General features: G+C 64.3%; 18 protein-coding genes. 11 read left to right on the forward strand and 7 right to left on the reverse strand.

The window, feature by feature from the left end; genetic code table 11:
- Positions 1-38: 38 nt before the first annotated feature.
- Positions 39-1013: an IS1595 family transposase gene (locus EC86_RS0108610; protein ID WP_029524292.1), complete on the forward strand. Its 975-nt coding sequence runs from the start codon at positions 39-41 to the stop codon at positions 1011-1013.
- A gap of 532 nt (positions 1014-1545) precedes the next feature.
- Here EC86_RS0108610 and EC86_RS0108620 read toward each other — a convergent pair.
- The gene (locus EC86_RS0108620) at positions 1546-2520 is read right to left on the reverse strand and encodes an IS1595 family transposase (RefSeq protein ID WP_029524292.1); all 975 of its coding nucleotides are present in this window, start codon (positions 2518-2520) and stop codon (positions 1546-1548) included.
- Between the two features lie 342 nt (positions 2521-2862).
- Here EC86_RS0108620 and EC86_RS0108625 point away from each other — a divergent pair, with 342 nt between their 5' ends.
- The 6 genes from EC86_RS0108625 to EC86_RS0108650 are packed head-to-tail and all read left to right on the forward strand — an operon-like array spanning position 2863 to position 9043.
- Positions 2863-5808 (forward strand): monovalent cation/H+ antiporter subunit A, encoded by a 2946-nt coding sequence (locus tag EC86_RS0108625; RefSeq protein WP_029525259.1) that lies wholly within the window; start codon positions 2863-2865, stop codon positions 5806-5808.
- Positions 5808-6173 carry a Na+/H+ antiporter subunit C gene (locus EC86_RS0108630; protein WP_029525260.1) on the forward strand — a complete coding sequence of 122 codons (366 nt, stop codon included), beginning with the start codon at positions 5808-5810 and terminating at the stop codon, positions 6171-6173. Before EC86_RS0108625 ends, EC86_RS0108630 begins: the two co-directional genes overlap by 1 nt.
- A 5-nt stretch (positions 6174-6178) precedes the next feature.
- Positions 6179-7900, forward strand: a complete 1722-nt coding sequence (locus EC86_RS0108635) for a monovalent cation/H+ antiporter subunit D (RefSeq protein ID WP_198026840.1) — start codon at positions 6179-6181, stop codon at positions 7898-7900.
- The gene (locus EC86_RS0108640; protein ID WP_029525262.1) at positions 7897-8388 is read left to right on the forward strand and encodes a Na+/H+ antiporter subunit E; all 492 of its coding nucleotides are present in this window, start codon (positions 7897-7899) and stop codon (positions 8386-8388) included. The genes EC86_RS0108635 and EC86_RS0108640 overlap by 4 nt, the downstream gene beginning before the upstream one ends.
- Positions 8385-8663: a K+/H+ antiporter subunit F gene (locus EC86_RS0108645; protein WP_029525263.1), complete on the forward strand. Its 279-nt coding sequence runs from the start codon at positions 8385-8387 to the stop codon at positions 8661-8663. The genes EC86_RS0108640 and EC86_RS0108645 overlap by 4 nt, the downstream gene beginning before the upstream one ends.
- The gene (locus tag EC86_RS0108650; RefSeq protein ID WP_029525264.1) at positions 8660-9043 is read left to right on the forward strand and encodes a monovalent cation/H(+) antiporter subunit G; all 384 of its coding nucleotides are present in this window, start codon (positions 8660-8662) and stop codon (positions 9041-9043) included. Before EC86_RS0108645 ends, EC86_RS0108650 begins: the two co-directional genes overlap by 4 nt.
- A gap of 49 nt (positions 9044-9092) precedes the next feature.
- Here the strand turns inward: EC86_RS0108650 and EC86_RS0108655 are convergent, their stop codons facing one another.
- The 6 genes from EC86_RS0108655 to EC86_RS0108680 form a co-directional block, all read right to left on the reverse strand.
- Positions 9093-10565: a DUF1501 domain-containing protein gene (locus EC86_RS0108655; protein WP_029525265.1), complete on the reverse strand. Its 1473-nt coding sequence runs from the start codon at positions 10563-10565 to the stop codon at positions 9093-9095.
- 10 nt (positions 10566-10575) lie between these two features.
- A complete protein-coding gene (locus EC86_RS0108660) occupies positions 10576-12396 on the reverse strand; it encodes a DUF1800 domain-containing protein (protein ID WP_029525266.1) in 1821 nt (606 codons plus the stop codon).
- A 351-nt stretch (positions 12397-12747) separates the two neighbouring features.
- Positions 12748-13878, reverse strand: a complete 1131-nt coding sequence (locus EC86_RS0108665; RefSeq protein ID WP_051675793.1) for an FAD-dependent oxidoreductase — start codon at positions 13876-13878, stop codon at positions 12748-12750.
- Positions 13875-14504 (reverse strand): DUF3047 domain-containing protein, encoded by a 630-nt coding sequence (locus EC86_RS26015; protein WP_232229843.1) that lies wholly within the window; start codon positions 14502-14504, stop codon positions 13875-13877. The genes EC86_RS0108665 and EC86_RS26015 overlap by 4 nt, the downstream gene beginning before the upstream one ends.
- Before the next feature lie 173 nt (positions 14505-14677).
- The gene (locus tag EC86_RS0108675) at positions 14678-16840 is read right to left on the reverse strand and encodes an FAD-dependent oxidoreductase (RefSeq protein ID WP_029525269.1); all 2163 of its coding nucleotides are present in this window, start codon (positions 16838-16840) and stop codon (positions 14678-14680) included.
- Positions 16841-17359: 519 nt separating this feature from the next.
- Positions 17360-18373, reverse strand: coding sequence for an IS110 family RNA-guided transposase (locus EC86_RS0108680; RefSeq protein WP_029525270.1), 1014 nt, complete (start codon positions 18371-18373; stop codon positions 17360-17362).
- A gap of 211 nt (positions 18374-18584) precedes the next feature.
- On the opposite strand from EC86_RS0108680, the gene mtnP reads away from it, so the two are divergent.
- The 4 genes from mtnP to EC86_RS0108700 are packed head-to-tail and all read left to right on the forward strand — an operon-like array spanning position 18585 to position 21777.
- Positions 18585-19463, forward strand: a complete 879-nt coding sequence (gene mtnP, locus EC86_RS0108685) for an S-methyl-5'-thioadenosine phosphorylase (protein ID WP_029525271.1) — start codon at positions 18585-18587, stop codon at positions 19461-19463.
- 31 nt (positions 19464-19494) lie between these two features.
- On the forward strand, positions 19495-20457 hold the full coding sequence (arsS, locus tag EC86_RS0108690; RefSeq protein ID WP_029525272.1) for an arsenosugar biosynthesis radical SAM (seleno)protein ArsS: 963 nt from the start codon (positions 19495-19497) through the stop codon (positions 20455-20457).
- A gap of 7 nt (positions 20458-20464) precedes the next feature.
- Positions 20465-21148 carry a TIGR04283 family arsenosugar biosynthesis glycosyltransferase gene (locus tag EC86_RS0108695; protein ID WP_029525273.1) on the forward strand — a complete coding sequence of 228 codons (684 nt, stop codon included), beginning with the start codon at positions 20465-20467 and terminating at the stop codon, positions 21146-21148.
- A 5-nt stretch (positions 21149-21153) separates the two neighbouring features.
- The gene (locus EC86_RS0108700) at positions 21154-21777 is read left to right on the forward strand and encodes a TIGR04282 family arsenosugar biosynthesis glycosyltransferase (protein WP_029525274.1); all 624 of its coding nucleotides are present in this window, start codon (positions 21154-21156) and stop codon (positions 21775-21777) included.
- Positions 21778-22529: the final 752 nt, after the last annotated feature.

The following is a 22529-nucleotide window of genomic DNA, read 5'->3' on the forward strand; positions in this document are numbered from 1 at the left end:
GGCGTAGAGTTCATAGCGAACCGTGAAGGAGGTTAGCCATGAACGCCGAGACTTTCAATGCGTTGATGAACCAACAGGTGCCCCGGCTCACGCTGCGCCAGCGTGAACTGCTCAAAAAGCGTCTGGATGAACTCGATGAGCAGCAAAAAGGGCTGGCCGTCATTGAGTCGTCCAGCGCGACTGAGCCGCGCTGCTGCCCACACTGCCAAGGCAGCGAGCTTTACCGGCATGGCCACGTCAGTGGGTTGCAGCGCTACCGCTGCCGGACATGCCACCGCACGTTCAATGCCCTGACGGGCACCGCGCTGGCGCGGCTGCGCAAGAAGGGCAAGTGGTTCGGTTTTAGTCAAGCCCTGGCCGCCTCCCTCACCCTTCGCCGGGCCGCTACTGCCCTGCAGGTTCACCGAAACACGGCGCTGCGCTGGCGCCATCGCTTTCTCAGCGGCCTCAAGGCAGACCGCGCGACAACGCTGCAAGGTATTACCGAGGCCGACGAGACCTATATCCTGGAGTCGCGCAAGGGCTGTCGCAAGCTGGACCGCCCGCCTCGCCGTCGCGGCAGCAAGGCGAGAAAAGCGGGCCTGTCCGGTGAACTGGTCTGCGTTTTGGTGGCTCGGGACCGTGCCGGACAGACGCTGGACTGGGTGATGGGACGCGGGCAGATGACAAAAGCCGCACTGGCCGGCGCACTGCAGCCCGTGCTGGCCAAGGATGCGCTGCTGGTGAGCGATGGCAACCGGACCTACTGCGGCTTTGCGCACGACGCGCACCTGGCGCACGAGGCGGTCAATCTGAACGCAGGCGTGCGCGTCAACGGCGCCATCCATGTCCAGAATGTCAACGCCTATCACGGCCGTCTCAAACAGTGGCTGCACCGCTTTCACGGCGTTGCCACGGGCTATCTGGACAACTACCTGGGCTGGTTTCGCGCCCTGGACAGCCACCATGGCGACTCTGGGCAAGCTGTCTTGGCGATGGCCTTGGGAAAATTTCCACATTTAACAGTGACATAGCCAAGAAAGTTGCCTTGGGAAGCGGGAGCGGGTTGGAGCTGAACGCTCCGACGGGCCATCGCTTCGCTGGGCCCTGGGTTCTTTGATCGGCAGCCAGTCGCCAATGCCTATGGCTGGCTGGTTCTACCGTTCGTTCGCCAACAGCTTCACGCTCTGCTTGATCTACTTGTTCTACCTGGCTGGCGCTGCGCGCGTTGCTTTCGATTGTGGCTGCGCCTTTTTTTTGCTCTTTCACCTGCCGGGTGCGGGCTGGTGAGCCGGTGGCTTTGGAATAACCACTGTTCTTTTCACTGTTTGCTGTCAGTCTTGCCTGCCTTGACCAAGTAAAAAGCCAAGAAACTTCCAGCAGTGCTTGAAGCCCAAAAGAACCGATCAAGCAGAGCGTGAAGCTGTTGGCGAACGAGCGGTAGAACCAGCCAGTGACAGCCATCGCCACCGGCTGCTGATCAAAGAACCCAGGGCCCAGCGAAGCGATGGCCCGTCGGAGCGTTCAGCTCCAACCCGCTCCCGCTTCCCAAGGCAACTTTCTTGGCTATGTCACTGTTAAATGTGGAAATTTTCCCAAGGCCATCGCCAAGACAGCTTGCCCAGAGTCGCCATGGTGGCTGTCCAGGGCGCGAAACCAGCCCAGGTAGTTGTCCAGATAGCCCGTGGCAACGCCGTGAAAGCGGTGCAGCCACTGTTTGAGACGGCCGTGATAGGCGTTGACATTCTGGACATGGATGGCGCCGTTGACGCGCACGCCTGCGTTCAGATTGACCGCCTCGTGCGCCAGGTGCGCGTCGTGCGCAAAGCCGCAGTAGGTCCGGTTGCCATCGCTCACCAGCAGCGCATCCTTGGCCAGCACGGGCTGCAGTGCGCCGGCCAGTGCGGCTTTTGTCATCTGCCCGCGTCCCATCACCCAGTCCAGCGTCTGTCCGGCACGGTCCCGAGCCACCAAAACGCAGACCAGTTCACCGGACAGGCCCGCTTTTCTCGCCTTGCTGCCGCGACGGCGAGGCGGGCGGTCCAGCTTGCGACAGCCCTTGCGCGACTCCAGGATATAGGTCTCGTCGGCCTCGGTAATACCTTGCAGCGTTGTCGCGCGGTCTGCCTTGAGGCCGCTGAGAAAGCGATGGCGCCAGCGCAGCGCCGTGTTTCGGTGAACCTGCAGGGCAGTAGCGGCCCGGCGAAGGGTGAGGGAGGCGGCCAGGGCTTGACTAAAACCGAACCACTTGCCCTTCTTGCGCAGCCGCGCCAGCGCGGTGCCCGTCAGGGCATTGAACGTGCGGTGGCATGTCCGGCAGCGGTAGCGCTGCAACCCACTGACGTGGCCATGCCGGTAAAGCTCGCTGCCTTGGCAGTGTGGGCAGCAGCGCGGCTCAGTCGCGCTGGACGACTCAATGACGGCCAGCCCTTTTTGCTGCTCATCGAGTTCATCCAGACGCTTTTTGAGCAGTTCACGCTGGCGCAGCGTGAGCCGGGGCACCTGTTGGTTCATCAACGCATTGAAAGTCTCGGCGTTCATGGCTAACCTCCTTCACGGTTCGCTATGAACTCTACGCCTCTGGAAAAAAAATTCCACATCTAACAGTGACAGAGCCACTTTCTTTGGTGGGCTTTCTTTTTTGCCAGAAAAGAAAGTTACCCCCCGCCGGGAAGGCGCTCACCCCTCAATCCACAGAAGAAGCAACAAAAACCAAAAAACAGAAACAGAAACCGCAGCGGTCAAATCGAAAGCGGTAGTAGCTACGGTTTTAAGCCAAAACAGCCTTTTGCGCACATTCAGCTTGCGCAACTAGCTATTAGTTTAATAGCATATACCCACTTCGGACCGGCACCAAAACCCCGCCCGTAGAATCATCCGGGCATGCCCCTCGTCACCCTTATCCTTCTTCCGTTCATCGGCAGCCTGCTGGCGGCGGTCTTGCCGGCCAATGCGCGCAATACCGAATCGACGCTTGCGGGCCTGATCGCCCTGTTCTGCACCGTGCAGGCAGCGCTGTACTTTCCGCAGATCGCCAATGGCGGCGTGTTACGGCAGGAGATTGCATGGCTGCCGGACCTGGGCCTGGACCTGGTGATCCGTCTGGACGGCTTTGCGTGGATGTTCTGCATGCTGGTGCTGGGCATCGGCTCGCTGGTGGTGCTGTACGCGCGCTACTACATGTCGCCGAGCGACCCGGTGCCGCGCTTTTTTGCCTTTTTCCTGGCCTTCATGGGCTCGATGGTCGGCATCGTGCTGTCGGGCAACCTGATCCAGCTGGCCTTTTTCTGGGAACTGACCAGCCTTTTTTCCTTTCTGCTGATCGGCTACTGGCACCACCGCAAGGACGCGCGACGCGGCGCCCGCATGGCCTTGACCGTGACCGGCACCGGCGGGCTGTGCATGCTGGCCGGCATGCTGGTGATCGGCCACATCGTCGGCAGCTACGACCTGGATGCGGTGCTGGCCACCGGGCCGCAGATTCAGGCGCATCCGCTGTACCTGACCTGCTTGGTGCTGGTGCTGCTGGGCGCGCTGACCAAGAGCGCGCAGTTCCCGTTCCACTTCTGGCTGCCGCACGCCATGGCCGCGCCGACGCCCGTGTCGGCCTATCTGCATTCGGCCACCATGGTCAAGGCCGGCGTGTTCCTCCTGGCCCGCATGTGGCCGGTGCTGGGCGGGACCGAGCCGTGGTTCTGGCTGGTCGGCGGCGCCGGCCTGATCACGCTGCTGATCGGCGGCTACGCGGCGATGTTCCAGCACGACCTGAAGGGCCTGCTCGCCTATTCGACGATTTCGCACCTGGGCCTGATCACCCTGCTGCTGGGCCTGAACAGCCCGCTGGCGGCGGTCGCGGCGGTGTTCCACATCATGAACCATGCGACGTTCAAGGCGTCGCTGTTCATGGCCGCCGGCATCCTGGACCATGAAACCGGAACGCGCGACATCCGGCGGCTCTCTGGCCTGCGCACCCTCATGCCGGTGACCGCCACGCTGGCGATGGTGGCCAGCGCGGCGATGGCCGGCGTGCCGCTGCTCAACGGCTTTTTGTCCAAGGAAATGTTCTTTGCCGAAACGGTGTTCATCGAGGCTTCGCCCGTCATCTCACTGCTGCTACCGGTAGCCGCCACGCTGGCCGGCATGTTCAGCGTGGCGTATTCGCTGCGCTTCACGGTCGATGTTTTTTTTGGCCCGCCGGCCACCGACCTGCCGCGCCAGCCCCACGAACCGCCGCACTGGATGCGCGTGCCGGTCGAGCTGCTGGTGCTGGCCTGCCTGGTCGTGGGTGTGTTCCCCGAATGGACGGTGGGGCGCTTCCTGCAGGCGGCGGCGCGACCGGTGGTGGGCGGCGAGTTGCCCCTCTACAGCCTGGCCGTCTGGCATGGCGTCAACACGCCCTTGCTGATGAGCATCGTGGCCATGCTGGGCGGCATCGCGATGTACCTGCTGCTGCGCCACTACCGTTCGCTCGGCCAGGTGGACGCGCCCGTCCTGATGCACCGGCTCAACGGCAAGCGCCTGTTTGACGCCGCGCTGGCCCTGCTGACGCTGGCGGGCCGCAAGGGTCGGCGGATGCTGGGGACCCATCGCCTGCAGTGGCAGATGCTGTGGCTGGTCAGCGCCACGCTGGTGGCGGGCGTCCTGCCCTTGTGGACGCGTGGGCTGTATGTCGGCGAGCGGGCGTCGCTGGCCCTGTCGCCGGCCTTCGCCCTGCTTTGGGCCGTCGGCGCGGTCTGCGCGGTCGGCGCCGCCTGGCAGGCCAAATACCACCGCATGGCCGCGCTCGCGCTGATGGGCGCGGCCGGGCTCTGCGCCTGCATCACCTTTTTATGGTTTTCCGCTCCCGACCTGGCGCTGACGCAGCTGGTGGTGGAAATCGTCACCACCGTGCTGATCCTGCTGGGGCTGCGCTGGCTGCCCAAGCGCCATGAAAGCCTGCGGCTGCCGAGCCGGGCCGAGCGGCGCGGCACGCGCTGGCGCCGGCTGAGCGACCTGCTGCTGTCCGTGGGCGCGGGCACCGGCATGGCGCTGCTGGCCTGGGCGATGATGAGCCGGCCTTTTCCCGAAAGCACCTCGACCTTCTTCCTGGAGCGCGCGCTGACCGAAGGCGGTGGCAGCAACGTGGTCAACGTCATGCTGGTGGACTTTCGCGGCTTTGACACCTTCGGCGAAATCGTCGTCCTTAGCATCGTCGCGCTCACGGTCTACGCGCTGCTGAGGCGCTTTCGCCCGGCCCTCGAAACCATGGACCTGCCCGAACAGCAGCGCGCCCTGCCCGCCGACCTGGCCACCGACCTGCTCAACCCGCGCCAGGCGCTTGATACGGCCATCGGCTACCTGATGGTGCCGGCGGTGCTGGCCCGGCTGCTGCTGCCGGTGGCCGTCATGGTGTCGATCTTTTTCTTCATGCGCGGGCACAACGAGCCGGGCGGCGGCTTCGTGGCCGGGCTGGTGCTGTCGGTGGCGCTGCTGCTGCAGTACATCATCTCGGGCACCCACTGGGTCGAGGCCCACATGCCGCTGCGGCTGCGCCGCTGGATGGCCCTGGGACTGCTGACCGTGCTGGCCACCGGACTGGCTTCGCTGGCCTGGGGCTATCCGTTTTTGACCAGCCACACGGCCCACTGGGACCTGCCGCTGATCGGTGAAATTCATGTGGCCAGCGCGATATTTTTCGACCTCGGCGTGTTTGCCCTGGTGGTGGGCTCGACGCTGATGATCCTGACGTCGATTGCCCACCAGTCGGTGCGCGGCCATCGCCACCACGCCCGGATGGCCGAGGAAACCCGCGAGGCCGCGGCCTTGCCTGCTGCATTGGAAACCCACTGATGGAAATCGTTCTGGCCCTTGCCATTGGCGTGCTGACCGGCTCGGGCGTGTGGCTGCTGCTGCGCCCGCGCACCTTCCAGGTGATCATGGGCCTGGCGCTGCTGTCGTACGCGGTCAACCTGTTCATCTTCAGCATGGGCCGGCTGGGCCTGGCGCTGGGCAAGGCGCCACTGCTCACGCCGGGCGTGCCGCAGGAACTGCTGCACTATGCCGACCCGATGCCGCAGGCCTTGACGCTGACGGCGATTGTCATCGGCTTTGCCATGACGGCGCTGTTCCTCGTGGTGCTGCTGGCCTCGCGCGGCATGTCGGGCACCGACCATGTGGACGGCAGCAAGGCCGACGACGCCCAGGAACTGCAATGAGTGCAATGCGTGCGATAAGTGCGCTGAACGAAGTCATCGCGCCGCTGATGCCGCACCTGATGCTGGCGCCCATCTTGCTGCCGCTGCTCACGGCCGCGCTCATGCTGCTGATGGGCGAAGACAAGCAGCGCGCCAAGCTGACGCTGAACATGGCCTCGACCCTGCTGGGGCTGGGCGTAGCAGTGGCGCTGCTGGGCTGGGCCGACCAGCAGGGCCCGGCCTCGACCATGGACGTCTACCTGGCGGGCAACTGGCCGGCGCCATACGGCATCGTGCTGGCGCTGGACCGCCTTTCGGCCATGATGTTGGTGCTGACCGGCACCATCGCGCTGGCGTCAAGCGTGTTTGCCGCCGCCCGCTGGCACCGCGCGGGCGTTCACTTTCACCCGCTGTTCCAGCTCCAGCTCATGGGCCTGTGCGGCGCCTTCCTGACGGCCGACCTGTTCAACCTGTTCGTGTTTTTCGAGATCATGCTGGCCGCCTCCTACGGCCTGCTGCTGCATGGCTCGGGGCGCGCGCGGGTGCAGACGGGGCTGCACTTCATCGCCATCAACCTGGCCGCGTCGTCGCTGTTCCTGATCGGCGCGTCGATGCTGTACGGCATCACCGGTACGCTGAACATGGCCGACCTGGCGCAAGGCACTCCACGGGTGGCAGAGGCCGACCGGGGCCTGCTGCATGCGGCGGCCGGCATTCTCGCCACGGCCTTCCTGATCAAGGCGGCGGTCTGGCCGCTGAACTTCTGGCTGGTGCCGGCCTACAGCGCGGCGACGGCGCCGGTCGGAGCGCTGTTCGCCCTCATGACCAAGGTCGGCATCTATGTGATCCTGCGGCTGTGGCTGCTGCTGTTCGGCCTTGACGCCGGCACTTCGGCGCAGTTCGGCAGCCTGTGGCTGATCGGCGGCGGCCTGCTGACGATGGTGTTTGGCGCCATCGGCATGCTGGGTTCGCAGCGGCTGGGCTACCTGGCCGGGTTCGGCGCGATTGTCTCGTCAGGCACCTTGCTGGCAGCGGCCGGATTTGGCCAGCCCCTGCTGACGGCCGGACTGCTGTATTACCTGCCCAGTTCCACGCTGGCCATCAGCGCGCTGTTCCTGCTCGCCGACCTGATGGACCGCTGGCGCAACGACGGCGCCAGCCTGGCGCCCTATGACCACGCCGATGCGCCCTTCCTGACCGCCGAGCTGATGCCCGTTAAGGGGCTGAACCTGGACGACGACGAGGAAGTGCTCACCGGCCGGGTGATTCCCGCCGCCGTGGCCCTGCTGGGCCTGGCCTTCATGGCCTGCACGCTGGTGATTGCCGGCCTGCCGCCGCTGTCGGGCTTTGTCGGAAAGTTTGCGATGCTGACGGCCTTGCTCAATCCTTCCGGGCTGGGCCTCTCAAGCGGCCAGCCGCCAGGCGCGGCCGGCTGGTTGCTGCTGGCGCTCCTGATTGGCACCGGCCTGCTGGCCTTGATTGCGCTGACGCGCGCCGGAATCCTGCATTTCTGGGCCACCTACGACCGGGCTTCGCTGCAGTTGCGCGTGCTTGAAGGCCTGCCCATCGCTTTTTTGCTGGGCGCCTGCGTGCTGCTGACGCTGCAGGCCGGACCGGTCATGCGCTACATGCAGGCCACCGCCGATGCGCTGCACACGCCAGCACTTTATGTGCGGGCGGTCATGTCCGCCCGTCCGATACCGGGGCCGCAGGCGCCACGGATCGAACCTGCCCAGGAGATGCCATGAAAAAAATCCTGCCCGCGCCGCTGCTGTCGGCCGCGCTGTTCGTGCTGTGGCTGCTGCTGAACCGCACGCTGGGCGTGGGCCACCTGCTGCTGGCGCTCATCCTGGCGCTGGCGATTCCCTTGCTGACCGCCGGGCTGCGGCCGGTGCCGGTGCGCATCCGCAGGCCGGGCGTGGCGCTGCGCCTGCTGCTCACGGTGGCTGGCGACTCGGTGCGCTCGAACATCGCGGTGATCCGTTTGCTGCTCAGGCCGGGCAGCCGTCGCCATCCGCCGGGCTTTGTGCATGTGCCGCTGGACATGCGCGACCCGAACGGGCTGGCGATGCTGGCCATGATTGTCTGCCTGACGCCCGGCACGGCGTGGGCCGAGCTGTCGCTGGACCGCGCCACCTTGCTGCTGCATGCGCTGGAAGTCGATGATGCCTGCGCGATGGCCGCGCAGATCAAAACGCGCTATGAGCGCCCATTGATGGAGATTTTTGAGTCATGAACCCAATTCTTTCCTGGGCCCTGCCGCTGGCCCTGTTCATGCTGGTGCTGGCCATGCTTTGCACGATGGTCCGGCTGGTCCAGGGGCCAGCCGCGCAGGACCGGGTGCTGGCGCTGGACTGCATGGTCATAAACGGCATGCTGGCGATGCTGGTGCTGGGCCTGATCTACGGCAACCGGCATTATTTCGAGGCGGCGCTGCTGATTGCGCTACTGGGCTTTGTCAGCACCACGGCAATGGCCAAGTTTTTGCTTCGCGGCGAGGTGATTGAATGAGCGGCACCAGCGCTGACCTGCCGCTGTGGGCGGAAATCGTCGTTGCCGCGCTGGTGCTGGCGGGCGCTGCGGTGGCGCTGCTGGGCTCTTTCAGCTTGCTGCGCCTGCCGACTTTTTTCGAGCGCGTCCACGTGCCGGCCATCATCGCCACGCTGGGCTGCTGGTGCGTGATGTGGGGCACGGTGCTTTTTTTCTCGGTCCAGCAAGGTGAACTGGCCATTTTTCCGCTTCTGACGGCGGTGTTCATCGCCATCACCGTGCCGATTCCGACGATTTTCCTGATGCGCGCCAGCCTGTTCCGCGCCCGGCAGATGGGCAAGGAGGTACCACCGAGCGTCAGCCGCATCGTGTCGCCTGACGCCCGGGACGCCGGAAACTGAGAAGGCCACCTTGCATCCAGGCAGGCCGAGCCTATTTCACAGGCCTGCATTAAGCCATGAACCCAAGATTGGCCGGGTAATCCGGCCTGCCTGCCGCCGCGCCGAAATTTCTCAGATTGGGCAAGATGCCCTCTAGTTCGGCATCGGCTACGCCGAACCATCTGGCCAGCGTAGCGGCATATTGGTCCACCGACGTGCTGGGCAGCAGGCGGCCCTGGCCAACATGCCACTGGTCCTGCGCAGCACTGGTGTTGCCCACGCTCACCGGCGGCGGCGTGCCGTAAAAAGCCTTGCCCCTGACGGCGCCGCCGACCATCCAATGGTGGCTGCCCCAGCCGTGGTCAGAGCCGTCGCCATTGGAGGTCAGCGTGCGGCCGAAGTCCGAGGCGGTGAAAGCCGTCACCTGGCTGGCCATACCCAGAGCCAGCGTCGCATGATAGAAGGCCGTCATCGCATCGCTGACCAAGCCCAAGTTGGTGGACTGCCGGGCAACCAGCTGGTCATGCAGGTCAAACCCGCCCAGCGAGACAAAAAACACCTGCCGCTTCAGTCCCAGGCTGCCGCGCGCCGCAATCAGGCGGGCCACCATCTTGAGCTGGTCGGACAAGGCGTTGGACGCGGGAAAACCGCTGAACGGCGCATTGCCGGCTGGAAAACCGGCCAGTGCGTTGGTGACGATGTCTTGTGTGCCAATGGCGCGCGCCATCACACGGTTGTATTCATTTTCAAGCACATGGCTGCGGGCTTGCTGCACCAGATGGAGCATGGCAGGATGGGCCGCGCCGGAGCCGTAAACGCTAGCACTCAGGCTGTTAATCCTGACCACGCCTTGCGTACTCACCCGGTAAGCCAGGGCGGTGTCGCCCGACAAGAACACGGCATTGCCGGTCACGGTGATACAGGTCAGAAGGGAATTTCCGGTATTGGAAGCAAGCGCCAGGTCGCCGATGTGGCCGCCCCAGCCCGTCCGGGAGCCTTCGGGCGAGGACGACTGCCAGACCGACTGCTGGTCGTTATGCGAGAACAGCTTGGGCGGCAACGGATAGGCTTTGCGGTTGGCGCTACCGTACTGCGCACGGGTCAGGGGCGTGACCAGGGGCCCGACGTTGAGCTGCACCGCCGCCCGTCCGTCGTTGAACAAGCCGGCCAGCCCGGCCATCTCCGGATGCAGCGCATACTGTCGCCCGCCCGCCAGGGGCGTCACCGGATTGAGCAGGGTCGCCGCCAGGCTGGCCTTGCCCAGGGCGATGCCGCCGGCCGTCTGGCCCGCGCCGCCGCCCCGGATGGCGCTGTAGGCGTCGTAGCTCGGGTCGTCATAGGCCACTACTGTGTTGGCATAGTCGTTGCCGCCATAGAGGAAAACGCACACCAGGGCTTTGTAATCGGCGGCATCGAATGCAGCTGCCTCTCCCATGGCGGCAAGATTGAGCGCCAGCGGCAGTGCCGCGCCGGTCAGGGCAAGCTGACCGGCGCGGCGCAAAAAGGCGCGGCGGCTGTGGTCTTCAGGCTGGATCACATGCATGGCGCCTCCCTTATTTCTGGATCAGGTAATCGGCCGACGCCATCACCATCAGCACGGCGACAGCAACCCGATCAAGCTTTAGCGCATCGCTACCGTCCGAGGTGACGGGCCTGGCGTTAAGCACCGAAACAATCAGGTTTTGCGTGGCCGGCAACAGCGAACCGGCACATAGCACCAGGCCAAGGTGCGACACCAGTGCGGCATTGGAAGCCAGCGCCAACTCCCCGGCATAGTCCGGCTTCACATCCAGCTGGTAAATGCCGGAGCCGAGGGCGGCCTCAGGCACGTCAGGCTTGGGGCAAGAGATGCCGCCGCGAATCACCGTCTGCATGTAGTTAAGGTAGGCGCTCACCGTGGTTTCGTTGACCAACTGGAACTCGGGCGCAGGCGCCTGGGCGGCCGCCATGATGGTATTGGGCGGAACGAACCCAGGCCGGAAAAAGTTGAACACCGAAGGCGCACGCAGCGGGCTCTGGCCCAGCTGGGTGGCCGGGTTGCTGGTGTTGAAAATCTTCCAGCTGCCGGCAGCCGAAGTCACGCCGAAGCTGCGCGCCCACTGGATCAGCCGCAGCATCGGCTCGCGCAGCTTGCCAAAACCGGGATTCGCCACGCCCGGGACGCCGCGTGCCTCGGGGTCAAGCAGTATGGCCGTCCACACCGTCCGCAGGTCGCCGCGCACTCCGGCGTCGTTGCGGTTGAATCTGGCTGCAACCCGGCCGACATAAGCGGCGCTCGGATTGCTGGTGACCAGGCGCTGAATCATCTGTCGGGCAAAAAACGGCCCGGCGTTGGGATGGTTGAACAAGGTGTCGAGTGCGGTTTTCAGCGCCTCCGGGCCTGACGTGCCGGCCTCGACGGTGACACCCAGAAAAGTCGCCGCAAGGCTTGAATGCTTGCCGGCATCGAAGGACATGGGCTTGCGGGCGAAGTCCCTGGATTCGACCGTGGCGGTCTGGCCGGTGATGGTGATGCGCACCCCATCGGAGCGATCAAAGTCATAGCCGGTGAACACCCGCGCCAGGCCGGCCACGTCCGGCGGCGCATAGGTCTCGATCGGGTTGCCGCCAGCATCCCTCTTTTCGGTGCCGTCCGGGTTGAGCTGGTGCAGGCCGATGGTGAACAGCTGCATCACCTCACGCGCATAGTTCTCGTCGGGTGTCCGGCCGCTGCTTGTGTTTTCCTTCTGATTCCCCTTGGTATTCAGGTAGTAGCCCATGGCCGGATGAAGCGTCACGTCTTCGAGCAACTGTCGGAAGTTGCCGAATGCATTTTTCACCAGCGTGTCCCAGTAGTGGGCGAAGGCATGGCTGCGCCAGCTGTATTCTGCGGTATCGAGCGATACCACGAACAGTTCGGACAGCGCCAGCGCCATCCGCTTGCGCATCGCCTCCGGGCCGCTCATCAGCTGGTTCCAGAGCATGAAATCGGCCTGGTAGGTGGTGGAGAAGTAGCGGTTGGTATCCATCAAACCGTAGCCGCGCATTTCGAGCCATTCCCAGCCAGTCTGCCCCTGCGGCGCATCCATCTGCCGCTTCAGCCAGCGGGCCTGCGTGGTTTGAAGGACATCAGTGATCTCTGCCTGGGTCGATGAAAACTGCGCCTGCTGCAGGAAGCGAGCGGCATCAATTTCGGCCGCTGTCGCAGGCTTGGCCACGTCTGCGCTGGTTTCCCCGCTGCTGACGGGACCACTGTCGGCGCCACCGCCACCGCCACATGCGGCCAGGAGTGCCGTAGCGGCCAGGGATGCCGTGGTTTTCGCCACCGGCACAGACGGGTTGGCTGCCTGTAGGTCCACATTTTGTTCGCCTTCTTTTTGTTCTGTCGCAAGCACGGCCCCCTCCATTTTTTTGAAAATTTCTCATCAAACGCAAGGTCTGAGGCAAATTTTCAGACTGACAGGCTCATCAGGGGACAGCGAATAGTGCGCGTTACAGGACTTACGAAGTCCAAACTAACTACCTGCGGCAAGCTGGAGAGCCTTGAGGATTTGGCGGCGCCAGACTGTAAAAAAATTAGGCCGGCCCTAACAAGGGCGGGTAACAATGCGTGTCAGTCGCCCGGTCGGCAGAATTTCTCTTTTTTCGTCATTACCCGGATCGACACATGCATCCGGGCCTGAAGAACGCCTTTCCTCGCTGGGGCTAGCGCATTCACGCATTTCCGGGGGCTTGCTGGCTCTTTTTCATTGGCTCCCAGCGTAGGCCGCCACGAACCGGCGGTCGATGCGGTCTTTCCAGCGCCAGACCCAGGCGCCTTCGACGCTGAGCCCGCCCCACACGGCAATCGCATGGCGACTGCCGCACGACAGCAGGTTGAGCGTGCGCTGTTGCGGCGGATAGGATTTAAGGGGCTGGCCCTGCCAGGCGGCGCGCAGGTTGGCCAGCAGCGGCGGGCCGGCGCGCACCGCGTACACGCCGCTTCGCGCATGCGGCGCATCGACGCGGCTGGCCACGTCGCCGGCGGCAAACACCGGCGGATGGCTGGTGCTTTGCTGAAAGGCGTTGACCGCCACAAAGCCGGCCTCGTCCAGCGCCAGGCCGCTGCCGGCCAGCCAGGCCGGCGCCTGGGCGCCCAGGGCCAGCAGCGGCAAATCACATGCTAGATGCCGGCCGTTACCCAGCTTGATGCCGCCCGCGTCCAGGCCGACGCAGGCTTCTGGCAGCACTTCGATCCGCAGGCGCTGCAAGGCCCGGGCAATTCGCCGCTGCACGCCGGCCGGGTAACTGGCGCCCGGCGCCTGTGCGCCGCTCAGCAGCGTCACCCGGCTGCCCGGCGCGGACGACGGGCCTGCCAGCGCATGGGCAGCGGCCATGGCCAGTTCCAGCCCCGCAGCGCCCGCGCCGACCACTGCCAGGTGCATTTTTTGCTGCTGCGCCATCGCCGCCACCCGGGGCCAGAGCTGGCCGAAGGCTTCGATGGGCCGCACAAACAGCGCATGCTCCCGGGCGCCCGGCATCTGCGCCTCGATCTTCTCGCGGTCCATGACCGGGCCGGTGTTCAGGCTCAGCCAGTCGTAGCCCACGGTTTCACCATTGGCGAGGGTGACGGTTTTTGCGTCGGCATCCATGACCACGCCACGGCTCGGGATGTAGCGCGCGCCGCAGCGGGCCAGCAGCCCTTCGAGCGGAATCACGCACTCATCGAGCGCGTAGTGGCCCGCCACAAAGCCCGGCACCATGCCGGAATAAAGCTGGCGCGGATAAGGCGCGATGACCGTGATATTCAGGTCGGCCGGCCGGCTCTGCGCCAGGCCGTTCAGCACATGCACGTGGGCATGGCCAGCGCCCAGCAGGGCCAGATGCTTCAGGCTCATGGCGACAGCGTGACATCGCCGACATAGCCCAGGCTCTGGCCGGCGGTGTTGTCCGAGTCGGCGCCCACCAGCAAGCCCTGCAGGGGCGGCAGGGTCGCCGCTTCCTTGCCGAAGGCGCGGTGGAAGTCGGCCGCCAGGTCCTGCGTGTGCGCCACCCACTGGCCGAGATGCTGCTCGCCGCTGTCCACCACGATCATGCGCATGCGGTGCGTGAAGGCGTTGTCAAGCAGGGTTCCGGGCGGCAATCTGGCGTCCCAGACATAGCACAGGGTGGCGGCCGGCAGGTTTTCGCCGCTCATCGAACGGGCGGCGCGCAACAGGTTGCGCTCGACGAAACCGAGCTGCTCCAGCGGCATGTCGAACAGGGCGCAGACCTTGAGCGGGGTGTCGTCGCCAGCCCGCTGCCGCAGGTCGGTGCCGTACAGCGGCTGGTCCAGGCGCCAGCGCCAGCGCAGTTTCACGCCAGGTGCCAGCGCAAAGTCGTGCAGGTCATGCACCAGGTTTGCATAGGAATGGTCGGTCTGCACCCGCAGCACCGGGTGGCCGTCGAGGGGCACCATCTCGAAGCGGGTCAGCGGCTTGGTGGACTTGGGCAGGCCGACCACGCGCCAGGGGGGCGGCGGCACGGCAGCGCTGGCGGACGAAAAAGGGTGAAGATTCGCTGCTGTCGCTGTCGCCGCCACTGCCGAATCTTCAGCAAATACCGGGTTTGCGCACAGCCACAGGGCGCTGGCAGCTATAAAAAGCATAGTGCAACGAAAAGAGGGCAAGCGCCTTGTGGCGCGATGAAGTCGCATGGTCAGGTTCGTTTCCAGTCGTGGTATTTGCGCACCCATTCGAGCAAGCGCCGGGGCTGGTGCGCCCGCTTCCATTCGCCGGCCGCATACTTGTTGGCTTCCGACAGCGTCGGGTAAGTGTGCAGGGTCGAGAGTATCTTGTTCAGCCCCAGCCCGTGCCGCATGGCCAGAACATACTCGGCCAGCAGGTCGCCGGCGTGGGTGCCGACGATGGTGACACCCAGGATTTTGTCCTTGCCCGGCATGGTCAGCACCTTGACGAAACCGCGCGCCTCGCTGTCGGCAATGGCGCGGTCCAGGTCGTCGATGCTGTATTTCGTGACCTCAAAGGCCACGCCTTTTTCCTTTGCCTCCTGCTCGTTCAGCCCGACGTGGGCGACTTCCGGGTCGATGAAGGTGGTCCACGGAATCACCGAATAATCGGCCTTGAACAGCTTGAACTCGCCAAACAGCGCATTGACCGCCGCGTACCACGCCTGATGCGCCGCCACATGCGTCAGCTGGTAAGGCCCGGCAACATCGCCGGCCGCGTAGATATTGGGGTAGATCGTCTGCAGATAGTCGTTGGTCGGCACCGTGCGCTCGGTGGAAATTCCGAGTTCCTCCAGGCCGTAGCCGCTCAGCCGCGCCGAGCGGCCGACGGCGCAGATCAGCTGGTCGAACTCGATGCGCGTTTCCAGGCCCTGGTGCGCGACGACCAGGGTTTTGACGCCGCCCGCGTTGTCGCAGCGCAGCGCCTGGTGGCTGGTCAGCACCTGCACGCCGTCGGCAGCCAGCGCCTCTCTGGCGAGTTCAGACACTTCCTCGTCCTCACGCCCCAGCAGGCGCGGCGCCATTTCCACCTGCGTGACCTGCGCGCCCAGCCGCGCAAAGGCCTGCGCCAGTTCGCAGCCAATCGGCCCGCCGCCCAGCACCACCAGGCGGCGCGGCACGCTCTCAAACTGGGCAAAGGCGTCCCACAGCGTGTCGCTGGTGACATAGCCCACATCGTCCAGCCCCGGCAGCGGCGGCACGAAAGGCCGGGCGCCGGCGGCAATCACGATGCTGCGCGTGCTCAAGCGCTGCGTGCCGCCGCCGTTCAGCGCAATCTCCACCGTCCACGGGTTGACGATGCGGGCGTGGCCCTGCAGCACCTCGACGCCCAGGCCGCTGTAGCGCTCCACGCTGTCGTGCGGCGCGATGGCGCTGATCACGTCATGCACCCGCTGCATCACGGCCTTGAAACTGAAAGACGGTGTGATGTCGCTCAAACCGTACTGGGCGCCGTGCCGCATCTGGTGCGCCAGCCTGGCGCTGCGGATCAGCGCCTTGGACGGCACGCAGCCGTAGTTCAGGCAGTCGCCGCCCATCTTGTGTACCTCAACCAGCGTCACCCTGGCCTTGACCACGGCGGCGATGTAGGCCGACACCAGCCCGCCCGCACCGGCGCCAATCACGATGAGGTTGCGGTCGAAACTTGACGGGCGCACGGACTTCCAGCGCGCATAGACCTTGCGGCGCTTGAAAAACCCCAGCACCTTGCTGACCGCCAGCGGCAGCAAGCCCAGCAGCACGAAGGAGCCGATCAGCCCAGGGGACAAAATCGACTGCAGCGAGTCGATTTTGGCGATCTGGGTGCCCGCATTCACATAGGCCACGGTGCCGGCGAACATGCCCAGCTGGCTGACCCAGAAGTAAGTCCAGGTCCTGATGCGCGTCAAGCCCATCAGCAGGTTGAGCGCAAAAAACGGCACGACCGGGATCAGCCGCAGCGAGAAAAGATAGAACGCGCCTTCACGTTCAATGCCCTTGTTGACCTCGTCCAGGCGCCGGCCAAAGCGCGCCTGAATCGCGTCCCGCAGCAAATAGCGCGCCGCCAGCATGGCCAGCGTGGCCCCGATGGTCGAGGCCAGCGACACCACCACCGTGCCCCAGACCAGCCCAAAACTGGCGCCGCCGGCCAGCGTCAAAATGGCGGCACCCGGCAGGGACAGCGCCGTGACGGCCACGTAAACTGCAAAAAACACCAGCGTCACCATCACTGGCCGTTCATTGAACAGCACCGTGAACGAGGCCTGGCTGTCCTTGATGAAGGCCAGGCTGAAATAGCGGCCCAGGTCCAGCACAAAAAAAGCGGCGATGCCGGCCAGCAACAGCGCGGCGATCAGAAGTTTGCGTGGATTCACGGGGGTCCTTGGGTTTGTTCTTCTGGTTGAGTTGGACCGGCGCCGTAATTCTTACAAAAAAAAAGCCGAGCGCCCTGTAAGAAAGACCGCCGTCCCCCGACCAATACGACACCCATTAGCCGGTCGGTGTCAAGCGAACATAAAAATTCATGGCGGCGCCAGCCGCCTGTCTTCAATCCATCCTTTTTTTCAAGCTGTTTACAGTTGCCAACCGCGTCCGTTTCTTCAATTCATGGCTGCGACGAATCGCACCAGACACCCATCGGGATCAAGCGAGCGGCAGTAACACTGCCTGTCGCCCTGGCGGCTTGGCCGCCCCAGAAGAACGTTGGTGCCGAAACGTGTCCAATGGTTGATCACAGATCCGTGGCTACCGACATATCGGCTCCAATCCATTGATGGCTCACGTTGCGGGCGATCCGCTTTACTGCAAACGGGTGACGGTGGCACGCCATCCCATTCAGACCCATCGGCTGTGACTCCAGTCGCATTCCCGGGCTTGACGGCCACCGTCAAATATCATGCGAAGCAGCGCGTCACATCGAATGGTCTGCCTTCCTTCAGCATGTGATAGCACGCCCTTGCCAATTTGTGGGCAAGGGCCTTGATCGCAACTACATTGTTGGTCTTTGCCTTCTTTCTCTCGTAGGACCGTTTCGCCTCAGCATTGAGACGCATCGCATAGACGGCAGCCTCCACAAACGCCCAGGCCAGGTACTTGTTACCATTCTTTGTATTGCCTTGGCCCTTCTTCTTGCCGTTGCTGGTGTGCACGCTATCAACGCAGCGCGCGTAAGACGCAAAGTTGCCAGCAGCTTTGAAGCGATCAATCGGGCCTGTCTCCAGCAGGATGGTGGTTGCCAGCACTTTGCCAATACCCGGCACGCTGGTGAGCAGTGTGTAGTCTGGACGCGCCTTCATGTCTGCCAGGAGTCGCTTCTCTAGGAGGTCAATCTGCTCGGAAAGAGTCGTGATCACCGCCACGTTGGTTTTGATTGCCAGTGCCACATCCGCAGCCAACGGCATTGCATCAACCTTCTGCGCTGTCAGCTGCTTGACCTGATTGCTTGTAATGCGCGAACCATTTTGACGGGCCGTGATGTTTTCGACTGCCAGGATGTGCGTGGTACGGCTGCGCACCAACTGCATGCGTTTCCTGGCCAGATCGCGTATCGCGCGGTGTTCGGGTTCCAGTATGGTTCCTGTCGGCAATATTCCCAGGCGCAGCAAATGCGCAAGGTAGCGTGCATCGGCTTCATCGCCGCTGTGCTTGAGACCTTCGTATTTCCTGATCGCTGTTGTATGGGCTAGATACACCGTGAAGCCCGCCTCTTTGAGCCCGTCCACCAGCCAGTACCAATTGAAGGTGGACTCGACAACGATCCCTGCCAACTCTGTCCGCCAAGGTTTAATCAGCCCAATGATCTTTGCAAGATCATTGGGTAAGCGTTTCTCGGCCACAACGTGATCTTGCTCGTCGAGCACCGACACCACGCTATTGTTCGAATGAAGGTCAATTCCGCAGTATTTCATCTCAGCCTCCTGGTTGGTTAAAGCAAGTTTGCAAGCTCACTTTAGTTCCACCACCTGCCTCAGGGGCAGGATGCCGGCTAGATGATTTTCAAAAGGGCTTCAGCCAGGGGCAACGCCGCTTTCTACAGAATTCATCCAGAATCTAGCGTTCACGGCCAGTGGCATGGCCGAAGCCGTCAATCAGTCTAACTTCAAGAAAGAACCCATCAGCATGAACCAGGCATTGGTCGGCATCATCGGAGGCAGCGGCCTTTACCAGATGGACGCGCTGGAAGACGCGCAGGAGCAGGTGATGGACACGCCGTTTGGCGCGCCGTCCGACGTGCTGGTCACCGGCCGCGTGCATGGCGTTCCGGTGGTTTTTCTGGCCCGGCACGCGCGCGGCCACCGGCTGCTGCCGTTCGAGGTGCCCTACCGCGCCAACATCCACGCGATGAAGCAGCTCGGCGTGCGCTACCTGCTGTCGGTGTCGGCCGTCGGTTCCTTGAAGGAAGATGTCAAGCCGCTCGACATGGTGCTGCCCGACCAGTTCATCGACCTGACGAAACGCCGCGAGAGCACTTTTTTCGGCGCGGGCGCGGTCGCCCATGTGTCGATGGCGCAGCCGGTCTGCGCGGCAACCGCTGGCGTGCTGGCGCGCGCGGTGCGCAACGTGCTGGCGGCAGAACCCTCCGGCCACGGCGTGACGCTGCACGAAGGCGGCACCTATGTCTGCATCGAAGGCCCGCAGTTTTCCAGCGGTGCCGAATCCCATTGGTACCGCAGCATGGGCGGCGGCGTGATCGGCATGACCAACATGCCCGAGGCCAAGCTGGCCAGAGAGGCGCAAATCGCCTACACCACGCTGGCGCTGGTGACCGACTTTGACTGCTGGCACCCGCGCGAGGCGCATGTGAGCGCCGACATGGCGCTGGCCAACCTGTTTAAGAATGCCGGCCGGGCGCAGCAGGTGGCCGCCGAGGCGATTCGCCTGCTGGGCGCCAGCCAGCCCGTGAGCGACGCGCACACGGCGCTCAAAAACGCGCTGGTGACCCAACCCGATGCCATGGCACCCGAGGTTCGTGCGCGCCTGGCCGCGCTGCTCGGCTGAACTTTTTGGCCGCGCAGCGACCTATTGATGTATGCATGACACGCTTCCCCTGCTGAAAAAAATCCGCTTTCCGGCGATTGACCGCGCGCGCCTGGATACCCTGCAAGTCAACCTGGGCTACAAGTGCAACCAGAGCTGCCTGCACTGCCACGTCAACGCCGGGCCCCACCGCACCGAGATGATGGACGCGGCCACCCTGGCCCTGATTCCGCAGGTGCTGGCGGCGCGCAGCCTGTCTACGCTGGACCTGACCGGCGGCGCGCCCGAGCTGCACCAAGGCTTTCGCGACCTGGTGCGATCTGCCAGGGCGCAAGGCGTGCGCGTGATTGACCGCTGCAACCTGACGGTCCTGTTTGAACCCGGCCAGGACGGACTGGCGGCATTCCTGGCCGAGCAGCGGGTCGAGGTGGTCGCGTCCATGCCCTGCTACTCGGCCGCCAATGTGGACAAGCAGCGCGGCGACGGTGTGTTTGACCTGAGCATTGCCGCGCTCAAGCAGCTCAACGCGCTGGGCTACGGGCTGCCAGGCTCCGGCCTGGTGCTCAACCTGGTCTACAACCCGCAGGGCGCGTCGCTGCCGCCTGACCAACAAGCGCTGCAGGCCGACTACAAGCGCGAGCTGCTGGCGCACTTCGGCATCGTCTTCAACGAATTGTTCGCGCTGACCAACATGCCGATCCAGCGCTTTGGCTCCACGCTGGTGTCCAAGGGCTCGTTTGACGCCTACATGGACCTGCTCAGGAACAGCTACCAACCGCAAAACCTGGCCGGGGTCATGTGCCGCAGCACCGTCAGCGTGGACTGGCAGGGCTGGCTGTCGGACTGCGACTTCAACCAGCAGCTTGGCTTGCCGCTGGGCACGTCAGGGCTCAAGCGCCATCTGCGCGACCTGATCAAAACCCGCCTGGACGACCAGGCCATCCGCGTGGCAGGCCACTGCTACGGCTGCACCGCCGGCCAGGGCAGCAGCTGCGGCGGCGCGCTGGACCACTGAACGCACCATGACGCCCGCCCGCCTGTCCGTGGTCATGCCGGCGCTGAACGAGGCGGCGGGCATGGCGACTGCGCTGCAGGCACTGGCGCCGCTGGCGGCGCGCGGCGCGCAAGTGCTGGTGGCCGATGGCGGCAGCCGGGATGACACCGCAGCGCTGGCGCAGGCCGGCGGCGCGCAGGTGGTCCACGCCCCGCGCGGACGCGCGCTGCAGATGAATGCCGGCGCGCATCAAGCCAGCGGCGACCTGCTGCTGTTCCTGCATGCCGACACGCGGTTGCCTCTGGATGCCGACCGGCTGATTGCCCAGGCACTCGCCGACGGCCCGCAGGTCTGGGGCCGTTTTGACGTTCACATTGAAGGCAGGTCATGGATGCTGCGCGTGATCGCCGCGTTCATGAACCGCCGCTCGCGCTGGACCGGCATCGCCACCGGCGACCAGGCGCTGTTCATGACCCGCGTGGCATTCGACGCCGTGGGCGGCTTCCCGGCCCAGCCGCTGATGGAAGACATCGAGATGTCCAAGCGCCTGCTCAAGCTGTCGCGCCCGGCCTGCCTGCGCGCGCGCGTCGTCACCTCGGGCCGGCGCTGGGAAACGCGCGGCGTGTGGCGCACGGTGTTGCTGATGTGGCGGCTGCGCCTGGCTTACTGGCGCGGCGCGGCGCCCGAACGGCTGGCCGCGCTATACCGGTGACGGCCATGGCACGGAGCCAGCCCCGGCTGGTGGTTTTCGCCAAGGCGCCGCATCCCGGCGCCGCCAAGACACGGCTGATTCCGGCCCTGGGCGCCAGGGGCGCGGCCGCGCTGGCCAGGCGCATGCTGGATCACGCCTTGACGCAGGCGCTGCAAGCAGGCATCGGCCCGGTCGAACTGTGCATGAGCCCGCCGCCCGGCGACCCGGCCTGGGAAAAAATCGCCATTCCCGCTGCGGTGCTGCGCACCGGCCAGGGCGAAGGCGACCTGGGCGAACGCATGGCCCGCGCGGTGAGGCGCGTGACGGCCGATGACGGCCGGCCGGTGCTGCTCATGGGCAGCGACTGCCCGGCGCTGACGGCCGCCGTGATCCGCGAAGCCGCCCGCCAGTTGCCCACGCATGATGCGCTGCTGGTGCCGGTGGCCGACGGCGGCTATGTGCTGATCGGGCTGAAGTCGCCCTGCCCCACGCTGTTTGACCGAATGCCATGGAGCACCGCCACCGTCGCCGCCGAAACGCTGTCCCGCATGGCGGCGCTGGGTCTGAAGGTGTGGCGCGGACCGCTGCTGCACGACATCGACGAGCCGGCCGACCTGGCGCAACTGCCTGCGGGCTTTCTCGGGCCTTGATTTCAGGCGAAAACAATGATTTGCGCTTGATGGCTATGCGTTTATAGCTACAGATTCAATAGCATCAATCCACGCGGTGGATGCAGGACGTTGACTACTACTGAATTAATAGCTGCTAACGCACGCGCCCTATGCGCAAAAGGCTTATTTCACGTAAAAAAACTTAGCTATTTGCGCTTTCTATTTGACCGCTGCGGTTTCTGTTTCTGTTTCTGTTCTTGTTCTTTGGCTTTGGTGGCTTCTTCTGTGGTTTGAGGGGTGAGCGCCTTCCCGGCGGGGGGTAACTTTCTTTTCTGGCAAAAAAGAAAGCCCACCAAAGAAAGTTGCCTGAATACGGGGATGAGCTGGGCGCTCTTTCGGGCCATCGCTTCGCTGGGCCCTGGGCACCTGGATATGAGGGCTGGTGGCGTTGTCAAAGACTGGCTGGTGCTACCGCTCGTTCGCCAACAGCTTCACACTCTGCTTGATCTGGTCGATCTGCCTCATCTGCTTGGCTTGGCTTGCGCTGCACGCGTCGCTTTTTATCATCCTCCCACTGGAGGCGCGCAGGGGGTTGGCCTCCAGTGGTTGTAGATCAACAACCGTCTCTTTTACCAATCGCCTTTAGTCTCCCTGGCTAGCTGCATGCCTTGACTAAGGAAAAAGGGCAAAAACCTGCCAGCAGTGTCTGAAGCACAAAAGAAACGATCAAGCAGAGCGTGAAGCTGTTGGCGAACGAGCGGTAGCACCAGCCAGTCTTTGACAACGCCACC

Source organism: Polaromonas glacialis (genome assembly GCF_000709345.1).
Lineage (GTDB): Bacteria > Pseudomonadota > Gammaproteobacteria > Burkholderiales > Burkholderiaceae_C > Polaromonas > Polaromonas glacialis.

Coding starts and splice junctions, on each gene's coding strand:
- EC86_RS0108610 (WP_029524292.1), top strand. CDS start 39: ATGAACGCCGAGACTTTCAATGCGTTGATGAACCAACAGGTGCCCCGG.
- EC86_RS0108620 (WP_029524292.1), bottom strand. CDS start 2,520: ATGAACGCCGAGACTTTCAATGCGTTGATGAACCAACAGGTGCCCCGG.
- EC86_RS0108625 (WP_029525259.1), top strand. CDS start 2,863: ATGCCCCTCGTCACCCTTATCCTTCTTCCGTTCATCGGCAGCCTGCTG.
- EC86_RS0108630 (WP_029525260.1), top strand. CDS start 5,808: ATGGAAATCGTTCTGGCCCTTGCCATTGGCGTGCTGACCGGCTCGGGC.
- EC86_RS0108635 (WP_198026840.1), top strand. CDS start 6,179: ATGCGTGCGATAAGTGCGCTGAACGAAGTCATCGCGCCGCTGATGCCG.
- EC86_RS0108640 (WP_029525262.1), top strand. CDS start 7,897: ATGAAAAAAATCCTGCCCGCGCCGCTGCTGTCGGCCGCGCTGTTCGTG.
- EC86_RS0108645 (WP_029525263.1), top strand. CDS start 8,385: ATGAACCCAATTCTTTCCTGGGCCCTGCCGCTGGCCCTGTTCATGCTG.
- EC86_RS0108650 (WP_029525264.1), top strand. CDS start 8,660: ATGAGCGGCACCAGCGCTGACCTGCCGCTGTGGGCGGAAATCGTCGTT.
- EC86_RS0108655 (WP_029525265.1), bottom strand. CDS start 10,565: ATGCATGTGATCCAGCCTGAAGACCACAGCCGCCGCGCCTTTTTGCGC.
- EC86_RS0108665 (WP_051675793.1), bottom strand. CDS start 13,878: ATGAGCCTGAAGCATCTGGCCCTGCTGGGCGCTGGCCATGCCCACGTG.
- EC86_RS0108680 (WP_029525270.1), bottom strand. CDS start 18,373: ATGAAATACTGCGGAATTGACCTTCATTCGAACAATAGCGTGGTGTCG.
- mtnP (WP_029525271.1), top strand. CDS start 18,585: ATGAACCAGGCATTGGTCGGCATCATCGGAGGCAGCGGCCTTTACCAG.
- arsS (WP_029525272.1), top strand. CDS start 19,495: ATGCATGACACGCTTCCCCTGCTGAAAAAAATCCGCTTTCCGGCGATT.
- EC86_RS0108695 (WP_029525273.1), top strand. CDS start 20,465: ATGACGCCCGCCCGCCTGTCCGTGGTCATGCCGGCGCTGAACGAGGCG.
- EC86_RS0108700 (WP_029525274.1), top strand. CDS start 21,154: ATGGCACGGAGCCAGCCCCGGCTGGTGGTTTTCGCCAAGGCGCCGCAT.